The organism is Kribbella sp. NPDC058245 (assembly GCF_042882005.1).
Taxonomy (GTDB): Bacteria; Actinomycetota; Actinomycetes; order Propionibacteriales; family Kribbellaceae; genus Kribbella.
The window spans coordinates 255,542-277,381 of sequence record NZ_JBHVWY010000013.1 but is presented as its reverse complement, the minus strand read 5'-3'; the positions used below and the strand labels follow the sequence as shown (position 1 = coordinate 277,381).

Here is a 21,840-nt window from a genome sequence, read left to right as displayed (position 1 = left end):
CCGCCCCACCCGCAGTCCAATGCCGATGCACCCCGCCGTTCATGCGCGGTCGGCATCAACTCCAGTCGGCTGCGTACCAACCAACGGGTAGTGGTCCTCGCCAGCCGCGTCTCGAGAGCCACCAGTCCGCCCCGATGCTCCCCAAGCCGCCGACCACTACCCGTCCTTCGGTACGCCACAACTTTCACTCAGGGGATTGCATCAATCGCAGTGAGCTCACCTGCTCACGGCTCGAAGGCTCGGGGCCGCCCTTTCACCGAAGGACTTCGCATGCGCGCACGCCTCTTCGCCGCCACCACTCTGGCCGCCCTGATCATCCCCACCACGGCGTACGCCGCTCCGGCCGCTCCCACCGACGAGAACCTGCGGACGACAAATCCCGCGACCAGTTGCATCCGCGGTGTCAACCGCCCGCTCGTCAATCAGACGAGCCCGCGTCTACAAGCCTTCGTGCCAGCCGCCGATGAGAACGACGGGCGATCGGTCAAGGTCGAGTTTCGGCTCAAGAACCTCGCAGACGGCACCGAGGTCTTCACCAGTGAGAGCTTCACCAAGGTCGTCGGCGTCTGGTTCGAGGCCGGCAGTGAGCCCACCCTCGCCGATGCAACCACCTACTCCTGGCAGGCCCGCGTCGTCGACAGCACCGGCGCGGCATCCCCGTGGTCTGCGGGTTGCGAACTCAGCATCGACACGGTCCGTCCCAACGCGCCGACCCTCACCCTGAGCCCCGGCCCCTACAAAGTAGGCCAGAAGATCACCCTCACCTTCGGCAACGCCGGTTCCACCGACGTCACGCAGTACGCGTACGCCGTCGCCACCAGTGCCCCCGGTTCCCCCATCCCCGCCTGCCCCGGCAAAGTCACCGTCAAACTCACCGACTCCGGCCCCACCCCCATCCGAGCCTGGTCCTACGACCGAGCCGGCAACCTCAGCCCCACCTACACCGAACAACGAATCGCCGTAGCCCCCTGACAGGCACACGTCCGCGTCAAAGGCGTGGTTCGTACCGTTCTCGCGGTTCGAGTCGATTGGCTTAACCGTAATCGGGCGTGCACACTATGAAGCGTCGGGGGCGACAAGGGGATCTGGGGTGCTGCCTACGGGCAGCTTCATGGTGGGGGAACTTCGTGGTGTTCAGACGCGTGTTTTCGGCTGCTGTCGTCATGGCGGGAGTGGGTGGGATCGCGCTGACTGGACCCGCTGCGCCGACATCCGCAGCAAGCGGTCCCGGAATCGCGGTGCTGCCGGACATTCCGGAGCCGAGCGAGTCGCAGTACGTGCCCGGTACGGCGAACTACGTGCCGGTGACCGGGAAGGCCGCGACCGACATCAAGTCGCGGACGCAGGCCGCGGCCAAGGCGGCCGGCGGGACCTATGTCTGCCCCGGCTTCAGCACGATCGACGACGCCGTTCCGCTGAGCGCGGTTATGGATGACACGTTCATTTGGAGCACCTTCGCGCCGTACAAGGTCGGCGACGGCCAGGGCAACGTGAACTGGAAGTCGAACCCGTACAACAACCCCAGTTGGTACATGTGGCTGCATTCGCTGCGCTGGCTCGGGCAGGGCATCGGCGCGGCCGCGAATGGTGACAAAGCCGCGCTGGACCATGTGACGGCGGTTGTTCGCGACTGGGTGAAGGACAATCCGTACTCCTGGAAGTCCGACGCCGGTGCCCATGAGGCGACGATGCATCGGACGAACGTGATCATCTGTACCCGGCAAGCGGTCTTGGCGAATCTCGGCGTCGAGACGCTGCCGGAGGACTACTCCTGGATCGATCAGGCGTTGGTTGACCATGCCACGTTCATGATCAACAACTGGGGCGGCGCCGGGAACCACGGCACGGACGAGAGCATCGCTCTGTTCGGTGTCGGGTGCACGTTGAATCGCGACGACTACATGACCACCGCGCAGACCCGGCTGGGGCAGGCGATCACGACGGCGATCGACGACCAGGGCGCGACCAACGAGCAGTCCACCAACTACGCCCAGTTCAACTATTCGCTGTGGGGCCGTGCCGCGACTGCCCTCGAAGGCTGCGGTGTCGACCCGGGCACGACCATCAAGACCCGGCGAGAGCTGCTGGCGAAGTTCATCGCGCACGCGACTACGCCGCAGGGCCTGCTCCACCAGATCGGCGACACAGAGACCGTAAAGACCTACAACATCGCCGGTACGCCGATGGAGTACGCCGCGAGCCAGGGCAAGTCCGGTACGGCGCCGGTGGATCGGGTCGCGGTCTACAAGGCCGGCTACGTCTTCGGCCGATCCGGCTGGGGATCGACGGTCCCGTTCCCGTCCGAATCGGCGTACAGCCTGCGATTCGGCGGCCGCCGGGCACTGCACGGTCACGTCGACCACACCTCGCTCACCTATCAGGCCCGTGGACGTGACATCGTCGTCGACAGCGGCTATTCGGGCTATGTGAATGACGGCTGGCGGCCGTGGGTGATGGGTCCGTACGCGCACAGCACCTTGACCACACCGCAGTTGGCGGACGCGAATCCGGCGACCACGCTGACGCAGTACTCAGCGAAGCCGGCAGCGGACTTCTTCGAGCTCAAGGACTCACCCGCAGCCGGGGTCAACCGAGTGCGTGCCGTTCTGGTGCTGCGGAAGCCAGACGTGATCGTGACGCTGGATCGAGCCTCGGCCAAGACGTCCCAGCAGTTCCAGACGCTCTGGCACCTTCCGTCGGACCAGACCGCGACGGTCACGTCGCGTACGGCGGCAGTAGCGAAGAAGGCCGGTGAGAACACCCGAACCGTGCTGCTGCAGGTTCCGTATCGAGGAGCGGCTGTACCGGCCGGCTCCACGTTGGTCAAGCAAGCCCAGACCGCCCCGAAACAGGGCTGGGTCTTTCCGAACATCAACACCCGCAAGGCCGCCCCGACGGTGATGTTCGCGCGCATCGGCAAGTCGGTCAGCATGGTGTCGCTGGTCATCCCGGTGCGCCTCAACGGGCAGGTCGGTTACACGACCCGGATGTCCGGTACGACGTTCGTGATCGACCTCACGGTGGACGGCGTGAAGACGTCGGTCGGGGTCACCGGGGGCGGGTCGCTGACACGCATGTCGTAAGCAGGCAAGAACATCTCGCCGAGGTGAGACAGATCACCGCGGTTGGAGGGGCAACGGCCATTTGTATGGGTCGTTTGTATGGGTTGTATGTGTCGGTGACGCTCAGCTACCTCTAGGATTCGGTACGCATCTGTGGCTCGGGGGAGTCTTAGGAGCGGTGGGGCAATGAACGGGTGGGGTCTGCCCAAGTGGCGGAAAACTGGATCTCGGCGTGCGGTAGCAGGTCTTTGCGCGCTGGCAGTGGGGCTGTTCGGAGCGTTGGTGGTCGAGCAGGTGCGCGCTCAGCCAGCAGCGGCGAGCAGCACGTCGGCGGAAAAGGATTCGCCGTCCAAGCGGGCGAAGGCAAGTGGTCAGCGCGTAGAAGTGCTTGAAAAGCGAACTGAGGCGTCCCAAACCTTCGCGAATCCGGACGGCACATTCACGCTCGAGCAGGACAGCGTCCCGGTTCGTGTACAGCGAGGCGCCGATTGGGTCGACATCGACACCACTCTCGAGCGGGCTGCCGACGGCCGGGTGCGTCCCCGCGCGACCGCCATGGACATGGCGTTCTCCGGTGGGGGCAGCGGACCGCTGATTTCGGTGAAGTCCCAGGGCTACGAGCTCAAGCTGAGCTTGCCCGACTCGTTGCCGACGCCGACTCTTGAGGACGACAGCGCCCTCTACTCCAACGTCTACCCGGACGTGGACTTGAAGGTCACGGCGTCCGCTGACTCCTACAGCGAAGTTCTGATCGTGAAGACGCCAGAGGCCGCGCGGTTGCCGCAACTGCAGCGGCTCGAGCTCGCGATGGACGCTCCAGGCCTGACCGTTGCCAAGGTTGCCGGTGGCGTGATCGAGGCCCGGGACGATCTTGGTGCCCTCGTCTTCACGGGCCCGCAGCCGATCGCCTGGGATTCCCGCGGCGAGGCGAAGGCGCCGACCGACGATGATCGCGCTGAGGCACCGCTCGAGGGCGACAAGATTGCTCAGTTGCCGGTAGCCGTCACTCAGGATGCCCTGACGATCAGCCCGGCGACGGCGCTCGTCAACGACCCCGCTACGGAGTACCCGCTGCACATCGACCCCACTCTGAGCTTCGCGCAAGAGGGCCGGGCGATGATCAACGAGCGCTACCCGACGACGTCGTCCTGGAACTGGGCAGGCCCCGAGGGGGTCGGTTTCCAGTCGTTCGAGCCCTGGAGCCGCAAGCGGCTGATCTACAAAATGCGCCTGGGGTCGCTGACCGGCGCCCAGATCACCAGTGCGACCTTCAGCGCATTCGAGACCTGGGCCGCGAGTTGCACGAAGAAGGAGGTCCAGGCCTGGCAGTTGACGCCGATCGGTACCGGCGTCAACTGGAGCAACGGAACGCAGGCCGGGGTCTGGAAGCGGAATCTGGACTCTGCGGTGGATGCCGTCGGCCGGCCCGAGTGCACGCAAGGCGGCAAGTGGCTCGAGTTCGACGTCAAGGCCGCCGTCGCCGAAGAGGCCGCCGCGAGCAAGTCGTACGTCTATCTCGGTTTGCGAGCCGCGAGTGAATCCGACGACATGGCGTGGAAGCGGTTCCGTAAAGACGTCAAGCTCGTGGTGATCTACAACACCGTTCCGAAGCTTGCGAGTGCTCGATTCACCGAGCCCACGGCGACATGTTCTACCGATGTGACCAAGCCGTCGCGGCTCAACAACACGCAGCCGGTTCTCCATCTCCAGATCGTCGACCCCGACCGACAGACATCATTTGTTCAGTTCGAGATCTGGCGGAACGGCAAGGACGCCCCCAGCCAAACGGTCAACAGCAGCACCAAGGTCGCTACGAGCACGATCGACTACACGCCCTCGCCACGAATGAATCCGGTTCGGGTCAACGAGGTCGTCGGATGGCGAGGTCGGGCGAATGACGGCGTGACCTGGTCCGCCTACTCAGGCATGTGCTGGTTCATCGTGGATGTCGCCGCCCCGCCGGCGCCGCGGCTCGAAATTGCCGATACCGGTGAAGACCCGGTGTTCCTGCTGAACGATCGGATCAGTGTCTACATCAAGGAGACGCAGGTCGATCAGAACTACTTCCGGTACACCGTCGACGGTGATGAGCCGACGAGCGTCAACCTGCCGAACGAGAACCATGAGGCGTCGTTCAGACGTGATCTGACCAAGACCGGTCCAATGGTCTTCCGAGCCTGGGCCTACGACCGCAGCGGCAACCAGAGTGGCGTCGCCGAGCTGGAGATCACCGTCAAGACGGCCGACTCGGAAGGCGGTTGGCGGATCGACGAGGGGGATGGGTCGACTCTTGCCGACTCGAGTGGCCTCAGGCGGCCGATGACTCTCAGCGGAGGAGCGAGCTGGCTCCCGGGCGACCACTGGCAGGAGGCGGATCTGAAGAAGGACTGGTCGGTGCGGCTGCCACCTACCGATTCGGCTGCCTCCGCGATGACGAACATGCTCGATACCAGCCACAGCTTCACCGTGAGCGCAAGAGTGAGGCTTTCCGACCAAGGCGGTCGGCGGATCGCGTTCAGTGAGGACGGCGCGGGCACGAGTGGTTTCACGCTCGGAGCGGTCAGCCAGGACTTGTCCGATCCCGACAACAGAACAGTGGTCTGGGGTTTCTCGCTCCCAGGTGCCGACGGGACAGAGACAGCGATCGTTCGTTCGGACGTGTCGCCCTATGTCGCCGGAGACTGGGTCTACCTGGTTGGCCGCTACGACGAGCGGGTCCGCTCGATGAAGCTCGACGTCATCGATTCTTTGGCGCACACGTTTTATGCCAAGACCGCACCATCCGCGCCTGTTGACCGTGCTGGTGTTCTCCGGCTCGGAGTCGGTTCAGTCTCCGGCACCACGTATCCGCTGGACGGTCAGATCGACGACGTTCGCACCTATCCCGGAGTCATCGATGACGACGCCATCTTCCAAGACGACCGCGACAGTTCGCCCAACTGACCGAGGACAATCATGCGTCTGCACAAATCCCGTCCGAGGACGGCTGCTCTCGTAACGCTTCTCGGCGTCAGCCTTGTCGCTGGAGTCGCGTCGTATGTTCCCGAAGCACAGGCAAAGGGACCGAAGGTACCCGCGCCAACTGTCCAGCAGGAGAAGTCCACACCCGGCAAGACCTTCGTTCCGGCCGCGGCCAAGCAGGCGGACATGCCTGCTTACGTTCCAGCCGAGCCGGTCTGGCCTATGCCGACCGTCGCCGCCGTCGGGACTGCGGCTCTACCGCTCGGCGGTTTGGCTGGGATTGCCGCTGACTCGCCTGTATCGGTGTCGGTCAAGTCACTTGCGAAATCGGCGCCGGCCACCGGCGCCAAGCTCGAAGTCTTGAGCCAGGCCGACAGTACTCGCCTCGGCGTTCGAGGCGTCGTACTGCGGCTCTCCCGTAGCGACGCGCAGGCGGCAGCCACCCGGATGAAGGTGTCGGTCGACTACTCGAAGTTCGAGGATGCGTACGGCGGTGACTGGGCGTCACGGCTGCGTCTGGTCGAACTGAGCTGCTCCGACGGCGGCGCATGCGTCCAGAAGCAGGTTGTGTCCGCAGCCAAGAACGACACGGTAGCCAAGGTGGTCAGCGGCGAGGTCGATATCGCACCCGTCCCGCAGGCAAAGCCGGCGCCGACTCAGTTCACCACCCTGGCAGTTGCAGCTGCAGCGTCTGGCTCGACCGGCTCGTACGCCGCCACCACGTTGTCTCCGTCCTCCGCGTGGAACGTCGGAACTCAGACGGGCGACTTCACCTGGAGTTACCCGCTGCGGGTTCCTCCGGGTGTTTCGGGGCCGCGGCCGGAGCTGTCGATCGGCTACAGCTCGGCCTCCGTCGATGGCCAGGTCGCCTCGACCAACAACCAGGCGTCGTGGGTCGGCCAGGGGCACAGCCTCGACGCCGGCTACATCGAGCGGAAGTACGTTTCGTGCTCCGACGACATGACGCCGCAGAGCAATAACAAGATCAAGACCGGCGACCTGTGCTGGAAGTCCGACAACGCCTTCCTGTCGCTCGGCAGCCACTCCGGTGAGCTGTTCAAGCTCAGTTCGGACACCGTGAACAAGGTCGACACATTCCGGCTGAAGAACGACGACGGATCGCTGATCGAGCGGCGCTACGGCGCCGCGAACGGCGCGCAGGGGAGCAAGGACGGGAGCAAGAACGGCGAGTACTGGCAGGTCACCACGACCGACGGCACCAAGTACTCCTTCGGTCAGAACCCCACCCTGACCAACGGCGACAAGGCAAACTCCGTCAGTACCGTGCCGGTGTTCGGCAACCATGAAGGCGACCCCTGCTACGAGACGGCGTACAAGACCTCGTATTGCCAGCAGGCGTGGCGCTGGAGTGTCGACAAGGTCGTCGACCTGAACAAGAACCTGATGACGTACCAGTACGTTCAGGAGACCAACTACTACGGACGCAACAAGAACGAAGGTGCCTCGCTCTATCAACGGGCCAGCTATCTGGACAAGATCAACTACGGGAAGGTCGCCGACGCCACCGAGACGACGGCGGCCGCCCCGGCGCAGGTCTCGTTCCAGGTTTCCGAGCGCTGCGTCCCCTCCGGAACCGTGACCTGCGACCCGGCTCAGTTGACCGAGGCGAACGCTTCGAAATGGCCGGACACCCCCTTCGACCAGATCTGTACCTCGTCGACTACGTGCCCTGACCGGACCTCGCCCTCGTTCTTCACCCGGAAGCGCCTGACTTCCATCAGCACCGGCGTCCTGAACAGCAACAACCGGTATTCGGATGTTGACACCTGGACGCTGACCCAGTCGTTCCCGAACGCGGACACCCCCGCCTTGTGGCTGAGTTCAATCACCCACAAGGGCATGGCGGGTACGGCGATCGCCAACCCCACCGTCACCTTCCTGGGCCAGTCGATGCCCAACCGGGTCGACGCGACGGGCGACGCGGCGCCGGCGATGAACAAGTACCGCGTTACTGCGATCAACTCCGAATCCGGCCAGACGACCAATGTCAAGTACAGCCCGCCGGACTGCTCGCCGACCTCGAAGCCGAATCCGAACGCGCTGCAGAACAACACCAAGCGCTGCTTCCCCGTGTATTGGACGGTCGAAGGCGCCGAAGACCCGACGATGCACTTCTTCCACAAGTACGTCGTCGCGTCGGTCACCGTTGACGACCGGGTGACCAACGAGCCCGACCTACAGACCTTCTACGAGTATGTCGGTTCGCCTGCCTGGCACTTCGACAACAGCCAGTTCACCGTGCCGAAGCAGCGAACCTGGGGCGAATGGCGAGGCTACGAGAACGTCTATGTCCGCAGTGGTGCTGCTGACGGTGCCAAGACCCAAACGCGATACACCTACTTCCGCGGCATGCACGACGACTATCTCGATCGCGAAGGCACTACACGGCGAACCGCCGCTGTCACCGACAGCCAGAACAAGTCTGTCGAGGACACCGAACGGTTCAACGGGTTCGTGCGGGAACAGATCACTTACAACGGCGCCGGTGGAGCGGTTGTCAGCGGCACGATCTCGACGCCTTGGGTGAGTTCGACCGGTTCGGCGGGTGGCTACACCGCCCTGCTCCTGCGCACGCAGTCGACGGTCACTCGGACTCGGTTGAGCACTGGTACGGATCGAGTCAGCCAGGTGGACACCACCTTCGACGGACACGGACTGCCGCTGACCTCGGACGATCTTGGTGATCTGGCGACGTCGTCGGACGACAGGTGTACGCGCTACACCTACAACTCGAACTCCGACCTGTGGATCTGGGGTCCGGTCAGTCGTGAGGAGAAGGTCTCTGCCAAGTGCGACGCGACTCCGAATCGGCCGGCGGACGTGATCTCGGATGAGCGGAGCTACTACGACAGTTCGAGCAGCCTGACCGCCGCGCCGACCCGTGGCCTTCTGACGAAGGTCGACACGATGAGCCGCTGGACGACTGGACCTGTCTACGAGCAGCGTGTTCGTACCGTGTACGACGCGCGCGGCCGGGTCATCGAGACGTACGACGCTCTCGACACCCTGACCAGCAAGGTCGAGTTCACCCCGTCGACGACGGGACCGGTCACGCAGACGGTGACCACCGACGCGAAGGGCTATACGAGCACGAGCGTCATCGCGCCTGCCTGGGGAGCGTCGGTCGCCGAGATCGATGCCAACAACCGCCGCACCGACCTCACATACGACGCGCTCGGCCGTCTGACCGGCGTCTGGCTTCCGGACCGTTCCAAGGCCGACAACATCAGTGCGTCGATGATCTTCAGCTACCTGGTGCCCAACAACGCGCCGAACGTCATCACCACGCAGCAGCTGAAGCCGGACGGAACCTACAGGACTAGCAAGACTCTGCTGGACGGAATGCTGCGTCCGCGTCAGGTTCAGTCACCTTCTGCCACCGGCCTCGGACGAGTTCTCGTCGACACGCGGTACGACGAACGCGGCAACGTGATTTCCTCGAACGGTCCGTACCACGACAGCAACTCGCAGCCGTCCAATGTTCTGTTCGTGCCCAGCGAGGAGAACCTGCCGGCCCGGACCAAGACCACCTACGACGGCGCCAACCGGGCGACCCTGTCGCAATTCCTCGTCGACAACAACGAGCAGTGGCGAACGACGACCACCTACACCGGCGACTCGACGACCGTCGTACCTCCGGAGGGAAGCACGACCACGACCACGCTGTTCGACGCCCGGGGCAAGACGACCGAGCTGAGGCAGTACAAGGGCCGGGCCGCGACCGGCGCGTTCGATTCGACGAAGTACACCTACACGCCCGACGACCAGGTCTCGACGGTCACCAACGCCGCCGGCAGTGTATGGGGCTTCGGCTACGACATCCGCGGCCGCCAGGTGCGCACTGATGACCCCGACAAGGGCACGACTACGACGACGTACGACGCTACGGACCGGGTGACCTCGACCAAGGACGCGCGCGGTCAGCAGCTGTTCTACTCCTACGACGAGCTCGACCGAAAGACCGCCGTACGCACCGGATCTGCGGACGGCCCTGTGGTCAGCAGTTGGATTTACGACACTCTGGCCAAGGGTCTCCTGACCTCCTCGACTCGGACGATCGATGGAGCCAACTACGTCTCCGCCGTCACCGGCTACGACGCCTTGGGCCGACCGACGGGAAGCAAGGTCGTCATCCCTGACTCGGAGTCGGTGAAGGGACTGGCCGGAACCTACACGACGACCACGTCGTACAACCCCGACGGCAGCATCAAGAAGGCCGGCCTGCCGAAGGTTCCCGGACTGCCCGACGAGTCGATCGACCTCGTGTACGACGAGAACGGCAACCTGGACAAGATGGGCGGCTGGCAGTCGTACGTCAGCGGCGTCACCTATGACGTCTACGGTTCGCCCGGCCTCTATCACGTGGGCCAGCAGACCGGGAAGACGGCGTACCAGCAGTTCACCTACCAACGAGGTACTCGGCGTCTGACGGAGATGGAGGTCAACCGGGAAGGCATCGCCCAGCCGGACGATACCTTCACCTATACGTACGACGACTCCGCGAACGTGAAGTCTGTCTCGCACAAGTTCGGTGCCACCGTCGATCTTCAGTGCTTCACCACGGACTACCTCCGTCGCACCACCGAGGCCTGGACCCCAGGCACCAACTGCACCGACCCGAAGTCCGCCTCAACCCTCGGCGGGCCTGCGCCGTACTGGCAGTCCTACACGTTCGACGTCGCCGGCAACCGCCGAACGATCACCGACCACAAGGCCAACGGCGACACGACGTCCACCTACGCCTACCCGGCCGCGACGGCCGATCGGCCGCACGCTGTCACCGGTGTCTCCTCCTCAGGCCCAGGAGGCACCTCCGCCGACGACTACGGCTATGACGCATCCGGCAACATGTCCACCCGAAACGTCGGTGGTGACACCGACAACTTCACCTGGGATGCCGAAGGACACCTGGCGAAGGTCGCGGGCCCGGCCGGTGACACCAGTTTCATCTACGACGCCGACGGCACTCGGCTGATCCGTCGTGACCCGAAGGGCGCCACGCTTTACCTCGCCTCGACCGAAGTCCGTTGGGAGAAGAGCGGGACCGCCGAGACTCTTGCCTCGACCCGGTACTACGACTTCAACGGCAAGACGATCGCCATGCGCACCAGTTCGTCGTCGGTCGAGTACCTCATGCCCGACGCGCAGGGAACCTCGACGGTCTCGTTCGACGGCGTCGCCGCCACGATCTCCCGCCGCTTCATGGACCCCTTCGGTAACCCGAGGGGCACTCCATCACCCACCTGGGAGCCAAACGCCAGAGGTTTCGTCAACGGTGTCGAAGACGAATCAACAGGTCTGACCCATCTCGGCGCGCGCGAGTACGACCCGAAGCTAGGCCGTTTCATCAGCGTCGACCCGCTCGTTGATTTCAACGACCCCATGACGATGAACGCCTATGCCTACGGCAACAACAGCCCGGGAACCTACAGCGACCCCGACGGCCTGAAGGCGATCTACGACGACAACATGCTCGACGACGGGGTGCATGCCCCGCGGACGCCGACGAGGTCCGAGGACAAGGTCGACCCGACAACCCGCGCCAGGCAGGTCGATCTGGCTGACAAGATCACCAAGCATTGGGAACGGCAGGAGAAGGCAAAGAAGATCATCAAGGAGGTCGTCAAGGCCCTTGTGAAGATCGCCGCCGACGAGCTCGGTATCACCGACGCCCTCAACTGCTTCACCGAAGGCGACATCGGCGGCTGCATCTCCACTGGCGTCACCGTCCTCAGTAGCTTCGTCGGCGGCATAGCCGCCAAGCTCGCCACGAAGTATCTGCTCAAGATCAACAAGTTTCGCAAGCTCATGGGAAATATTTGGAACCTCGTCGGTAAAGCCGGCAGTGCCGTCCAAGACTGGGTAGGTTCCCGTAAGGCCCTCAAAGCTCTCGGTGATTGCAATTCATTCATGCCACGAACCCTCGTCCTGATGGCCGATGGGTCGCGGCGGCCGATCGAGAAGCTCAAACTCGGCGACTCCATTCTCGCGACCGACCCTTCGACTGGAAAGACCTCTGCTGAGCACGTCGTTAGAACCATTATTGGTCAGGGTCGAAAAGACCTTGTTGATGTAACGGCGGCGGCAATCGGCTCAAGGGGTGGTGCGCGGCCTGGCGTTGTTACTGCTACCGCTGGGCATCCGTTCTATGTACCGGCGCAGAATGCCTGGGTGGCGGCGAGAGATCTACGTGTCGGTGATCTCCTCGCGACAACCGATGGAGGCGACGTACTGGCTGTTGCGGGAGTGCGGGCGTACACCGAAGAGGCGCGTGTCTACAACCTCACGGTCGCTAACCATCACACATACTATGTCCTGGCGGGGCCTGATCCCGTGCTGGTTCACAACTGTGACTTTGCGCCTGGCGTGGCAGACGAGCACTTTGACAAACATGTACTGGGGCTTGATGATGCCGGGCAGGCGACGCGTACACCGGATATGCCTGAGTATGCCGTCAAGGATCTGGACAAAGGATTTGAAAACTATGTGGCAGATGCTAAATCTCTGATGTGTTCGGAGACTTGTCCGGCGGGTGCGCGTCAGGCAATTCGAAGCGACGGAACAATAATCAGACTAGATTCAAGTGGGAGAATCGGGATGAGAAAGGGGAATACTATTACGACCTATTTTCGTCCCGATGACCCTGGTACATACTTCATAAGGGAGGGTGCTCGATGAATCGAGCCGATGATGAGTTCGGAGAAGAGTTCTCTACTTTCATTAGGGCCTCAGGGCGCTGGCGGGACACTATGCCAGAGGCGCTCCTTGAGCGGTGGGTGAGGTTCGTTGATGATTGCGAGCACGGTTATCCGCTCGGCGCAGAAGATTACTTCAATGATCTCACGTCGAGAGACGCATTGGAGAGGGCGTTAAATTCTCCGCAATTACAGAGGTTCCCTGAATTATCGCAACTTCGTAAGAATGTGGAGCGGGTTGATTCGAGATTTCGCGCACTTCTAATTCCAGATGTATTTCCCGGGATTCCCGGCGTCTCGTGGTGGGCGCGCGGAATGGTAAAAGCTGCCCGAAAGCGTCTTGTGGAGGATGTGCGGCGCGATTATCGCGTGAGTTTGAATGAGATCGAATAAGATGCGGATTCGACTCTGAAGTCTTTCGCGCGGTCGTGCTGAGGTGGCCCAGTGTAAATGGATGCCCCCGCCAGGTCGTGCTCAAGGGAGGACATAGCCGATGGGAATCGAGCTGGGGCAGCATGGCTGGGAGCACTTGGAGAGACGGCGTACAGGCGTATTGCTGAGATGACGATCGGACTTGGCTTTGTGTCTTACGCAGTCGACGCCGGCTGTTGTGCGGTGGTGATGCAGTCGCTCACGTGGTCGTCGCCTGCGGTGCTTGCAAGTTTGCCTGCCTCGGCGAGGTGTTGCTGTTCGAGGCCGACTCCGGGAATCGTAGGTGCTGTGCTGGCTGATGATTCAAGATTTTCTGCACGTGTTGTCGACGAGTTGGCCGACGCCGGGTGGCGTCAGGATCGTTCGATCGATATCTCGGCGTGGATGGCCGAGCTTGATGCGCAGGGATACCGAGTCAGCGAGGTTGCCGCGCAGGCACTGCGCTCATTCGGAGGACTCTCAGTTGGGTCGGCGGTTGTTGAGGGACCGAACTTCTCGAACGATGAGCCGCTAACGGTTGATCCGATTCTGGCAGGATCGGGTCACCGGGCGCTCGCCGAGGAGTTGGAGCGGGAGTTGGGTGGCAACTGGTATCCGTTTGGCGAATGGCTCAGCTCCTCGAGTGTGTTCGTGCGTGATGACGGTTGGGTGGTGGCGACCGGATTGGGGCGGATCTGGGAGCTCGGCAGGACTGTTGACGATGCGATTGAGTTCGCTGTGATGGCGTCGCATCCGCTCGAATGCCTGAAGATCCTTGCTCCGGGCGCGAAGCCGTGGCCCCCGTCAGCCAGGGACAGCAACTGACAGCCTCGCGCTTTCTGCTTCGGCATGCGGTGCGGAGCAGAAAGCACGAGCCGGTTCTACTAGCTGAGCCAGGTGGGGCGGAGGGGGAAGTGGGCGTCGGTGCCGTCCAGTTTTACGGCTAGGAATTGGTGGAGTTGGGTGTTGTTGCGTTCGAAGCCCACGCGGCAGGCGGCTAAGTACAAGCCCCAGATTTTGGCTGTGGCGGGGCCGACCTCCGCCACCGCCTCGTCCCAGTGGGACATCAAATTGTCGGACCAGGCGCCCAACGTCAACGCGTAGTGTTCGCGGAGGTTTTCGGAGTGGCGGACTTCGAAGCCGGCGTCTTGGGCTTCCGCGATGATGCGGCCGGAGCCGATTAACTCGCCGTCGGGGAAGATATAGCGGTCGATGAAGGCGCCGGTGGAGCGGAAGTGGTTGTCGGGGCGGGTGATGCTGTGGTTGAGGAGCCGGCCGCCGGGCTTCAGGCGGTCCAAGAGGAAGCCGAAGTACGACGGGTAGTTGCGGACGCCGATGTGTTCGGTGAGGCCGATGGAGCTGATGGCGTCGAAGTCGCGTTCGGGGACGTCGCGGTAGTCGAGGAAGCGGACTTCGGCCAGGTCCTCGAGGCCTTCGCGTTTGATGGCCTCGTTGGCCCAGTGGGCTTGTTCGGCGGACAACGTGACACCTAGGGCCTGTACGCCGTACTCGCGGGCGGCGTGACGGACCATGCCACCCCAGCCGCAGCCGACGTCCAATAACCGCATGCCAGAACGCAGATCCAATTTCCGCGCGACCAGGTCGTATTTCTCGTATTGCGCTTCCTCCAAGGAAGCATCCAAGGACGGGTATACGGCGCAGGTGTAGGTCATCGAGGGGCCGAGGATCCACTCGTAGAACGTGTTGGAGACGTCGTAGTGGTGGTGGATCGCGGCCTTGTCGCGGGTGCGGGAATGGCGAAGACCCTCGAAGGTGCGACGCCACTTGGGGAGGTGCTCCTGGGGTGGGGGTGGAGGCGGCTTCAAGTAGCTCCAGCCGAGGCCCCGGACGATGCGGAGGGCTTCGGCGGGGGTGGGGCGTTCGAAGTGGACCTGGTTGAGCATCATCCGCATGAACTCGTACGGGTTCGCAGGGTGGACGCCGGTGATCTCGAGGTCGCCCATGACGTAGGCACGGACGAGGCCGAGGTCGCCGGGGGCCGTCAGTACGTAGGAGAGGCCGCGTTCGGTCGCCAGATGCATGTGGATGGGGGAGTCCACCGGGCCGGTGGCGCTGCCGTCGTACGCCGTGAAGCGGAACGGGAGGCCGTCCGGGGTCACGGTTGTCAGGGCGTCTGCGATGGATACCTGGGTTGCGAGCGTCGTCATCGGCGCGTCACCGCCTTTTCGTAGAGCCCGGTGAGCCGGGCGTCCGGGTCGTAGCGTTGTTTCACCTCAGTCAGGGCCGGGACGTTGTAGAGCCGGTCGAAGGTGTCTCTGTCGTAGTAGGCGTCGGAGTAGAGCGACTTGTGGCCGCCGAAGCGGGCGACCGCGTCCTCGATCGAGCGGTTGACGTCGCCGTCCTCAGCATCAGGAGCGATCGGGACGGTGCCCCAGAAGCCGACGTTCACGTAGGTCTCGCCAGGTGCGAGCGGGTAGAGCGGCCACGCAGCGGATCCACGCAGGCGGAGCGGGCACAGCCACACAGGCCGCATCCCGACCTCAGCATCGAACCAGCGCAAGAACGCGGCCAACGCAGCTACCGGGATCTCAACATCCTGTACGACGCGCTCGCGCGGCGGCTGACCGCGGCGGGCACTGATCCGGGCCGCAACCTGATGACGGTTCTCGAAGCCGACGAGCTTGTGGAACACGTCGCTGCGACGCCACCGGCGCGGCCAGAACCGCCGTACCCAAGGGTTCTGGGCACCGAAGGCGGCCGAACACCAGAACCAGTCGGTGTCCCAGCGCCACAGGTAGTCGTGTGCGGTGAGGACGTCGGTCTGTCGCTGCTGGATGGAGCGGTAGAAGATCTGCTGGCCGGTGTAGTCACTCGTCTGGGCCACGGCGTCGCTGTTGCGGCCGAGCGTCAGATAAGCCTCTGAAGGGGTGAACGCAACCCCGTCGACGAAGTGCACCGGCTCGTCGCGATAGGCGCCTGAGGCAACGATCCCGTCCAGGACCGGTGCCAGCTCGTCCAGAGACAACCGCACATGGCGCAGGGCGACGTACGGCGAGATGCGGTCGAGGGAGATCCGCAGCCGGGTGGCGTACCCGAGCGTGCCGTAGGAGTTCGGGAACATCCGGAAGAGGTCGGCGTGCTCACCCGAAGGCCGTGCGGTCACCACCTCACCAGCGCCGGTGAGGATGTCCATCTCCAGCACCGACTCGTGCGGCAGCCCGGCGCGGAACGACGAGGACTCGATCCCGAGCCCAGTCACCGCTCCACCCAGCGTGATCGTCTTGAGCTGTGGGACCACCATCGGCGTCAGCCCGTGCGGCAGGGTCGCCGCGACCAGGTCCTCATACGTGCACATGCCCTGTACGTCGGCCGTCCGCGCGACCGGGTCGACACTGATCACGCCGGTCAGCCCGGACACGTCCAGCCCCGGCCGCTCCACCGCCGTACGCGGGCGGAACAGGTTCGAACTCTTCTTCGCCAGCCGGACGGGTTCGCCCACGGGGATGCGCTGGTACGACGCCCGCAGCCGCCCTACCGCCTGATCGTGATCGAGCGTGGCAGCCACATCCGATGTCGAAGGCACCTAATCAGAGTACGACGGTGATTCGGAGGGCGCATGGGACTTCTGTCACGGCGAGCGGCCCGGGGTAAGTTCGGACCTATGGGTGACTTGGTGAAGGCAGCGCTCCCGTGGGCGGATCCGGAGCGGGTGCTGCGGGGGGTGCCTGAGGGGGTGGCGGCGCAGGCTGATGGGGCTGAGTTCTATGTGCCTGAGTACATGGGTGTGGTGGACTTCCCCGCGGTGTTCGCGACGATGCCGGACCTGAAGGTGGTCCAGTTGCAGACTGCTGGGTTCGAGGGTGTGCTGCCGCATCTGCCGGAGGGCGTCACCTTGTGCAATGCGCGGGGTGTGCACGACGCGTCGACGGCCGAACTGGCGGTCGGGCTGATCCTGGCGTCGTACCGGCGGATCCCTCGGGCGGTCCGCAACCAGGACCTTGGGGTGTGGCCCGGCGACAACTATGGCGAGATGGATGACTCGCTGGCGGATCGGACCGTGCTGATCATTGGGTACGGGTCGATCGGTGAGGCGCTGGAACGGCGGCTGGCCGGGTTCGAGTGTGAGGTGGTTCGGGTCGCGCGGCGGCCGCGGGACGGCGTACATCCCACGACTGACCTCCCTGACCTGCTGCCGCGCGCGGATGTCGTCGTACTGCTGACTCCCGCGACTGACGAGACGCGCGGCATGGTCGACGCCAAGTTCCTCAGCCAGTTGAAGGACCGAGCGCTGCTGGTGAACGTGGCTCGCGGAGTCATCGTCGACACCGACGCTCTCATCGCCGAGCTCGCCACAGGCCGTATCTCCGCCGCCGTCGACGTCACCGACCCCGAGCCGTTGCCGTCGGGGCATCCGCTGTGGTCTGCTCCGAATGTGCTGATCAACCCGCACCGTGGGGGTGCCTCGACGGCGTTCGAGCCGCGGGTCGCCCGGTTGGTGCGGGCGCAACTGGAGCGCTACGTGCGCGGCGAAGCACTCGTCAATGTGGTGGCAGGGCCGCCACGGTAGGAGGACAACGATGTCCGAGGCTGTACTGCTGATCGGGACCAAGAAGGGGCTCTGGATCGGCCGCAGCGACGCTGCGCGCCGGGAGTGGAGGCTCGACGGGCCTGCGTTCGAGATGCAGGGCGTGTACGCCGTGGGCATCGACACTCGCGGTGAGCGGCCGCGGCTGTTCGTGGGCGGGACGAGTGAACACTGGGGGCCGGCGGTCTTCCACTCCGACGACCTCGGCGCGAGCTGGGACGAGCCGCCGGAGGGCGCGATCGGGTTCCCCACGGGGACGGATGCGTCGCTGGAGCGGGTCTGGCAGATCCAGCCGGGCGTCGAACCTGGTGTCGTGTACGCCGGGAGCCAGCCGTCGGCGTTGTGGAAGTCGACCGACGGGGGAGTGACGTTCGAGCTCGTCCGCGGGCTGTGGGACCACCCGCATCGTGAGCAATGGGGTGCGGGCTTCGGCGGTCAGGCCGTCCACACGGTGCTGCCGCATCCGACCGACCCCGCGCGGATGAGCGTCGCGATGTCGACCGGCGGGGTCTATCAGACGGCCGACGGCGGTACGACGTGGTCGCCGGCCAACCACGGGATCAAGGCGTACTTCCTGCCCGACCCGGATCCGGAGTTCGGTCAGTGTGTCCACAAGCTCGCGGGGCACCCCGCCGTACCGGATCGGCTGTTCGCGCAGAACCATCACGGGGTCTATCGGTCCGATGACGGTGGTCAGATCTGGAAGTCGATCGCGGACGGACTGCCGTCGGACTTCGGCTTCCCGATCGCTGTGCACCCGCACGAGCCCGACACCGTGTACGTCTTCCCGCTGGTTGCTGACGGCAACCGAATTCCTCCGGACGCCACCTGCCGCGTCTACCGCTCGCGCGACGCGGGAGCGACCTGGGAGCCGTTGACCAAGGGCCTGCCCGACGTCTCCTACGTTCCCGTCCTGCGTGACGCGCTGACGACCGACACCGCCGACCCGGCCGGCGTGTACGTCGGCACTCGCGACGGCTGCGTCTACGCCAGCGCCGACGCGGGCGACACCTGGAGCGAGGTCGCTCGCCACCTCCCCGACGTACTCACCCTGCGGGCCGCGGTCCTGTGATCACCCTCGACCTCCCACCGGTACTGCGCCCGTTCGCGGCCGGTGCCGATCGCGTCACCGTCGACCCCGGCCCGGACCCGACGGTGCGCAGCGTCCTCACCGCCCTCGACGCCCCACTGCGCCGCCGCCTGATCGACGAGCAAGGCGCCGTACGGCGGCACGTCAACCTCTTCCTCGGCCAGGACAACGTCCGCGACCTCGCCGGCGCCGACACCCCACTAACCGACGGCGACCACCTCCTCGTCCTCCCCAGCGTCGCCGGCGGCTAGCCCTCGTCAGTGGCGGAAGAGGCGGACGTTGGTGGGGGACCAGGTGATGTTGGCGGCCGTGCAGGCGGCGGCTACCTGGTCTGAGCGGATGGAGCCGGCGGGTTCGGCGATGTGGGCTACGCCGAAGCGGGCCGCCTCGTCCACGTTGTCGGGGAAGGGGAGAGCGCCGTCGGAGACCATGGAGACGCCAGTCAAGGGCTCGTTCGAGTGGCGGGACCACCAGGAGGCGGCTTTGAGGCCGGCTGTCCTCGTGCAGTCGACTCGGGATTGCTGGCCGGCGCCGATGCCGATGGCCATGCCGTCCTTCAAGAGAGCGACGGTGTTGGACTGGGTGTAGCGGACGACGATCAGGCCGAGCAGGAGATCGTCAGCAGCCGCCGATGGGACCTCTGGGCTCAGGAGGTCCCGGGTCAGCGGGAGGTCGTCGCGATGTTGACTCAACCGGAGACCGTAGAGCTCGCGCACCTCCTCCAGTGGCGGCTCGAACGCGGGGTCCGCCTCCAGCACCAGATACGTGCCGCGCTTCTTCGCGGCCAGGATCTCCACGACACCCGGCTCGAAGCCGGGCGCGATGATCCCGTCGCTCACGACACGGCGCAGCACCTCGGCGAGCTCAAGATCCACCGGGTGTGACACCGCGACGAAATCGCCGTACGACGACTTGGGGTCGGCGTCGCGGGCACGGCGGTACGCCTCCACAACCGTCGTACCGAGGGCGGCGCCGGCCGGCGAGACATGCTTGTACGACGCGGCTGCGGGCACCCCGAAAGCAGTCGCGGCTTCGCGGACGAGTTGCCAGCCGGTGAGGGCGTCGAGGACGTTGATATACGACGGACTGCCCGAGACCACCGTGAACGGAGCGCGGGCTCCGATGACGGCAAGAGCGGCAGGCTGGTGGGGGTTCATTCCGTAGCGCAAGAGAGGCCTCCAGAAGCTGGAGGCGCCCAGGCGGTCGACGCCACGTAGTCGGCCGCTCCCCGGTGGTGACCCACCCTCGCCAGTCGCGGTAGGTCAAGCTTATTGCAGGAACGTGCAATTGGGGTCCAGAGCCGCCAGAACGGTCTTACGATCCGCGAATGGGGATCTTCTCGCGGAAGGCGGCGCCGGGCGTCGACGTGTCCGGCCTGAGGCTGGACCAGGCCTGGCTGGACGCTGACCTCGACACGGCCTATGCGGCGGTACGGCGGGGAGATCTGTCCACCGGACTGGCGTTGCTCAAGGTCACGCCGGCCAACACCAACCTGCGGTCGATCCGCGCCACCGGCCTTGCCAAGGCAGCGGTGGGGCGGAGCGAACAACTGGAGCTGCGGCTGGAGGCCTACCCGAAGGATCCGGATCTACTGCTCTGGTACGGGCAGACGCTGGTCTTCGAGGCGTGGGCGGTGCGAACCGGGCAGCGGGCCAAGGACGTGTCGGCGCAGCGGTTCACGACGTTCCACGACATTCTCCGTACGGCGGCCGAGGTGTTGCAGGGCGCGATTGTCTCGGCGGCCGACGACGCGGTCCCGTGGGAGGTGCTGCAGTGGGCGGCCCTGGGGCTGCAAGCGGAGTTGGAGGACAAGGCGGAGATCTTCCACGCCGCTCTCGTCCGTCACCCGGGCAGCTACGCGGCGCACACCGGCCGGGTTCAGGTGCTGGCGAAGAAGTGGTCCGGTCTGGAGCTGGCTGAGCTGATCGAGTTCGGCGACGGCGTGGTGGAGCGGGCGCGGCCGGGCAGCGTGCTGTGCACGATCGCGGCCAACGTGTTCAATGAGGTCTGGCTCGAGATCGCCTCCGACAAGGAGCGGACGAAGGTCGAGCGAATGAAGCGGTACGCGAGCGGCGTCACAGCCCGGCGACCGCAGTTGCTCGCGGCCCGCGACAAGTGGTGGAACGACGGCCGGACGCCGGACCCCGCTGACGTCTCGGCCAACGGGACGATGGCGTTCGCGCTCAAGTGGGCGGGTGCGAAGCGGGAAGCGATGGAGCACGCCACCCGCACCGAGGGCCGAATCGAGAGTGTCCCGTGGGGTTACGTCGGCGGCCTCACCGGCTTCGCCGACGCCCTCACGAAGCAGATGGACTAAAGCTTTTCCGCACGGAAGACCATCAGGCGGGAGTCCGGCTCGAACGGCTGCTCGTGCCAGCCGGCGTACACATTGACGATGAACCCGGCCGCCTCCAGGGCCTTCGAGATCTCGTCGACGGACCGGAAGAACAGCTCGGTGCGATAGACGTCGTCCCGGCCGTCGTCGTACAGGTTGTGTGCGTCGAAGACGACCCGGCCGTCGTCGCTGACCTCGATGAGGTCGAGCCATTCGGTGAGGTGCCCGATCGCCGTGTCGCGATCCCCGTACGTCGCCTCGCGCGTCCACGACTCCCACGCCCGGGCCGCGGGGTTCCGGGACTCGAAGACCAGTACGCCGCCCGTCCGCAACGCACCCGCGATCGCGGCGAAGGGTTCAGCGAGCGAAGGGATGTGCATCAATGTGTTCCCGGTGCAGAGCACCAGGTCGACATCGCCGGTCGGCTCGACCATGCCGGCGTCGCCGGAGATCCAGGTGACCGTGCTGGGCGTACGGCGGGCGTAGTTCAGCATCGTGAGGCTCGGGTCGATGCCGATCACCTCGCGCCCGTCCACGGCCAGTGAGCGCGCGAGCAGCCCGGTACCGCAGCCGAGATCGACGATCTTCGAGACCTTCAGCGAGTCGGCCACCGCATGGAAGTACACCGTGTCGTCGCCAGGAGGGTTGTCGAGGTCGTAGAGCTCGACCAGTTGCTCGTCACCGTAAGGATCATCCACCCGGCGAACGCTAGAGAGACC

Annotated in this window: 14 protein-coding genes and 1 riboswitch; of the genes, 10 read left to right on the top strand and 4 right to left on the bottom strand. The window is 64.9% G+C overall.

Features of this window, described 5'->3' with window-relative positions; all coding sequences use genetic code 11:
* Positions 1-270 precede the first annotated feature (270 nt).
* From ACFVWG_RS28955 to ACFVWG_RS28930, 6 genes are all read left to right on the top strand, one after another.
* Positions 271-972, top strand: coding sequence for a hypothetical protein (locus ACFVWG_RS28955; protein ID WP_391546576.1), 702 nt, complete (start codon positions 271-273; stop codon positions 970-972).
* Positions 973-1,163: 191 nt separating this feature from the next.
* The gene (locus ACFVWG_RS28950; protein ID WP_391546575.1) at positions 1,164-3,083 is read left to right on the top strand and encodes a heparinase II/III family protein; all 1,920 of its coding nucleotides are present in this window, start codon (positions 1,164-1,166) and stop codon (positions 3,081-3,083) included.
* A gap of 363 nt (positions 3,084-3,446) precedes the next feature.
* A complete protein-coding gene (locus tag ACFVWG_RS28945) occupies positions 3,447-6,005 on the top strand; it encodes a LamG-like jellyroll fold domain-containing protein (protein ID WP_391546574.1) in 2,559 nt (852 codons plus the stop codon).
* 204 nt (positions 6,006-6,209) lie between these two features.
* On the top strand, positions 6,210-12,722 hold the full coding sequence (locus ACFVWG_RS28940) for a polymorphic toxin-type HINT domain-containing protein (protein WP_391546573.1): 6,513 nt from the start codon (positions 6,210-6,212) through the stop codon (positions 12,720-12,722).
* The gene (locus tag ACFVWG_RS28935; protein ID WP_391546572.1) at positions 12,719-13,132 is read left to right on the top strand and encodes a hypothetical protein; all 414 of its coding nucleotides are present in this window, start codon (positions 12,719-12,721) and stop codon (positions 13,130-13,132) included. The genes ACFVWG_RS28940 and ACFVWG_RS28935 overlap by 4 nt, the downstream gene beginning before the upstream one ends.
* Before the next feature lie 327 nt (positions 13,133-13,459).
* Positions 13,460-13,975 carry an SUKH-3 domain-containing protein gene (locus ACFVWG_RS28930; protein ID WP_391546571.1) on the top strand — a complete coding sequence of 172 codons (516 nt, stop codon included), beginning with the start codon at positions 13,460-13,462 and terminating at the stop codon, positions 13,973-13,975.
* Between the two features lie 59 nt (positions 13,976-14,034).
* Here ACFVWG_RS28930 and ACFVWG_RS28925 read toward each other — a convergent pair whose 3' ends face one another.
* Both ACFVWG_RS28925 and ACFVWG_RS28920 read right to left on the bottom strand, forming a co-directional pair.
* On the bottom strand, positions 14,035-15,318 hold the full coding sequence (locus ACFVWG_RS28925) for a class I SAM-dependent methyltransferase (RefSeq protein WP_391546570.1): 1,284 nt from the start codon (positions 15,316-15,318) through the stop codon (positions 14,035-14,037).
* Entirely contained in the window at positions 15,315-16,694 is a 1,380-nt protein-coding gene (locus ACFVWG_RS28920) for an FAD-binding oxidoreductase (protein ID WP_391546569.1), read from the bottom strand. The genes ACFVWG_RS28925 and ACFVWG_RS28920 overlap by 4 nt, the downstream gene beginning before the upstream one ends.
* A gap of 78 nt (positions 16,695-16,772) precedes the next feature.
* On the opposite strand from ACFVWG_RS28920, the gene ACFVWG_RS28915 reads away from it, so the two are divergent.
* Genes ACFVWG_RS28915 through ACFVWG_RS28905 form a run of 3 tightly spaced genes read left to right on the top strand, consistent with a single transcriptional unit; the run spans position 16,773 to position 19,037 of the window.
* Positions 16,773-17,678 carry a 2-hydroxyacid dehydrogenase gene (locus ACFVWG_RS28915; protein WP_391546568.1) on the top strand — a complete coding sequence of 302 codons (906 nt, stop codon included), beginning with the start codon at positions 16,773-16,775 and terminating at the stop codon, positions 17,676-17,678.
* A gap of 10 nt (positions 17,679-17,688) precedes the next feature.
* Positions 17,689-18,768 (top strand): WD40/YVTN/BNR-like repeat-containing protein, encoded by a 1,080-nt coding sequence (locus ACFVWG_RS28910; protein WP_391546567.1) that lies wholly within the window; start codon positions 17,689-17,691, stop codon positions 18,766-18,768.
* On the top strand, positions 18,765-19,037 hold the full coding sequence (locus ACFVWG_RS28905; RefSeq protein WP_391546566.1) for a MoaD/ThiS family protein: 273 nt from the start codon (positions 18,765-18,767) through the stop codon (positions 19,035-19,037). The genes ACFVWG_RS28910 and ACFVWG_RS28905 overlap by 4 nt, the downstream gene beginning before the upstream one ends.
* A 6-nt stretch (positions 19,038-19,043) precedes the next feature.
* Here ACFVWG_RS28905 and ACFVWG_RS28900 read toward each other — a convergent pair whose 3' ends face one another.
* The gene (locus tag ACFVWG_RS28900; RefSeq protein WP_391546565.1) at positions 19,044-19,955 is read right to left on the bottom strand and encodes a 5-aminoimidazole-4-carboxamide ribonucleotide transformylase; all 912 of its coding nucleotides are present in this window, start codon (positions 19,953-19,955) and stop codon (positions 19,044-19,046) included.
* Positions 19,956-19,972: 17 nt separating this feature from the next.
* Positions 19,973-20,052: riboswitch (ZMP/ZTP riboswitch) on the bottom strand.
* Positions 20,053-20,113: 61 nt separating this feature from the next.
* On the opposite strand from ACFVWG_RS28900, the gene ACFVWG_RS28895 reads away from it, so the two are divergent.
* Positions 20,114-21,103 (top strand): hypothetical protein, encoded by a 990-nt coding sequence (locus tag ACFVWG_RS28895; protein WP_391546564.1) that lies wholly within the window; start codon positions 20,114-20,116, stop codon positions 21,101-21,103.
* Here the strand turns inward: ACFVWG_RS28895 and ACFVWG_RS28890 are convergent.
* The gene (locus ACFVWG_RS28890; protein ID WP_391546563.1) at positions 21,100-21,819 is read right to left on the bottom strand and encodes a class I SAM-dependent methyltransferase; all 720 of its coding nucleotides are present in this window, start codon (positions 21,817-21,819) and stop codon (positions 21,100-21,102) included. The two genes, ACFVWG_RS28895 and ACFVWG_RS28890, sit on opposite strands and share 4 nt — an antisense overlap.
* Positions 21,820-21,840: the final 21 nt, after the last annotated feature.

Coding starts and splice junctions, on each gene's coding strand:
- ACFVWG_RS28955 (WP_391546576.1), top strand. CDS start 271: ATGCGCGCACGCCTCTTCGCCGCCACCACTCTGGCCGCCCTGATCATC.
- ACFVWG_RS28950 (WP_391546575.1), top strand. CDS start 1,164: ATGGCGGGAGTGGGTGGGATCGCGCTGACTGGACCCGCTGCGCCGACA.
- ACFVWG_RS28940 (WP_391546573.1), top strand. CDS start 6,210: ATGCCTGCTTACGTTCCAGCCGAGCCGGTCTGGCCTATGCCGACCGTC.
- ACFVWG_RS28935 (WP_391546572.1), top strand. CDS start 12,719: ATGAATCGAGCCGATGATGAGTTCGGAGAAGAGTTCTCTACTTTCATT.
- ACFVWG_RS28925 (WP_391546570.1), bottom strand. CDS start 15,318: ATGACGACGCTCGCAACCCAGGTATCCATCGCAGACGCCCTGACAACC.
- ACFVWG_RS28915 (WP_391546568.1), top strand. CDS start 16,773: ATGGGTGACTTGGTGAAGGCAGCGCTCCCGTGGGCGGATCCGGAGCGG.
- ACFVWG_RS28910 (WP_391546567.1), top strand. CDS start 17,689: ATGTCCGAGGCTGTACTGCTGATCGGGACCAAGAAGGGGCTCTGGATC.
- ACFVWG_RS28895 (WP_391546564.1), top strand. CDS start 20,114: ATGGGGATCTTCTCGCGGAAGGCGGCGCCGGGCGTCGACGTGTCCGGC.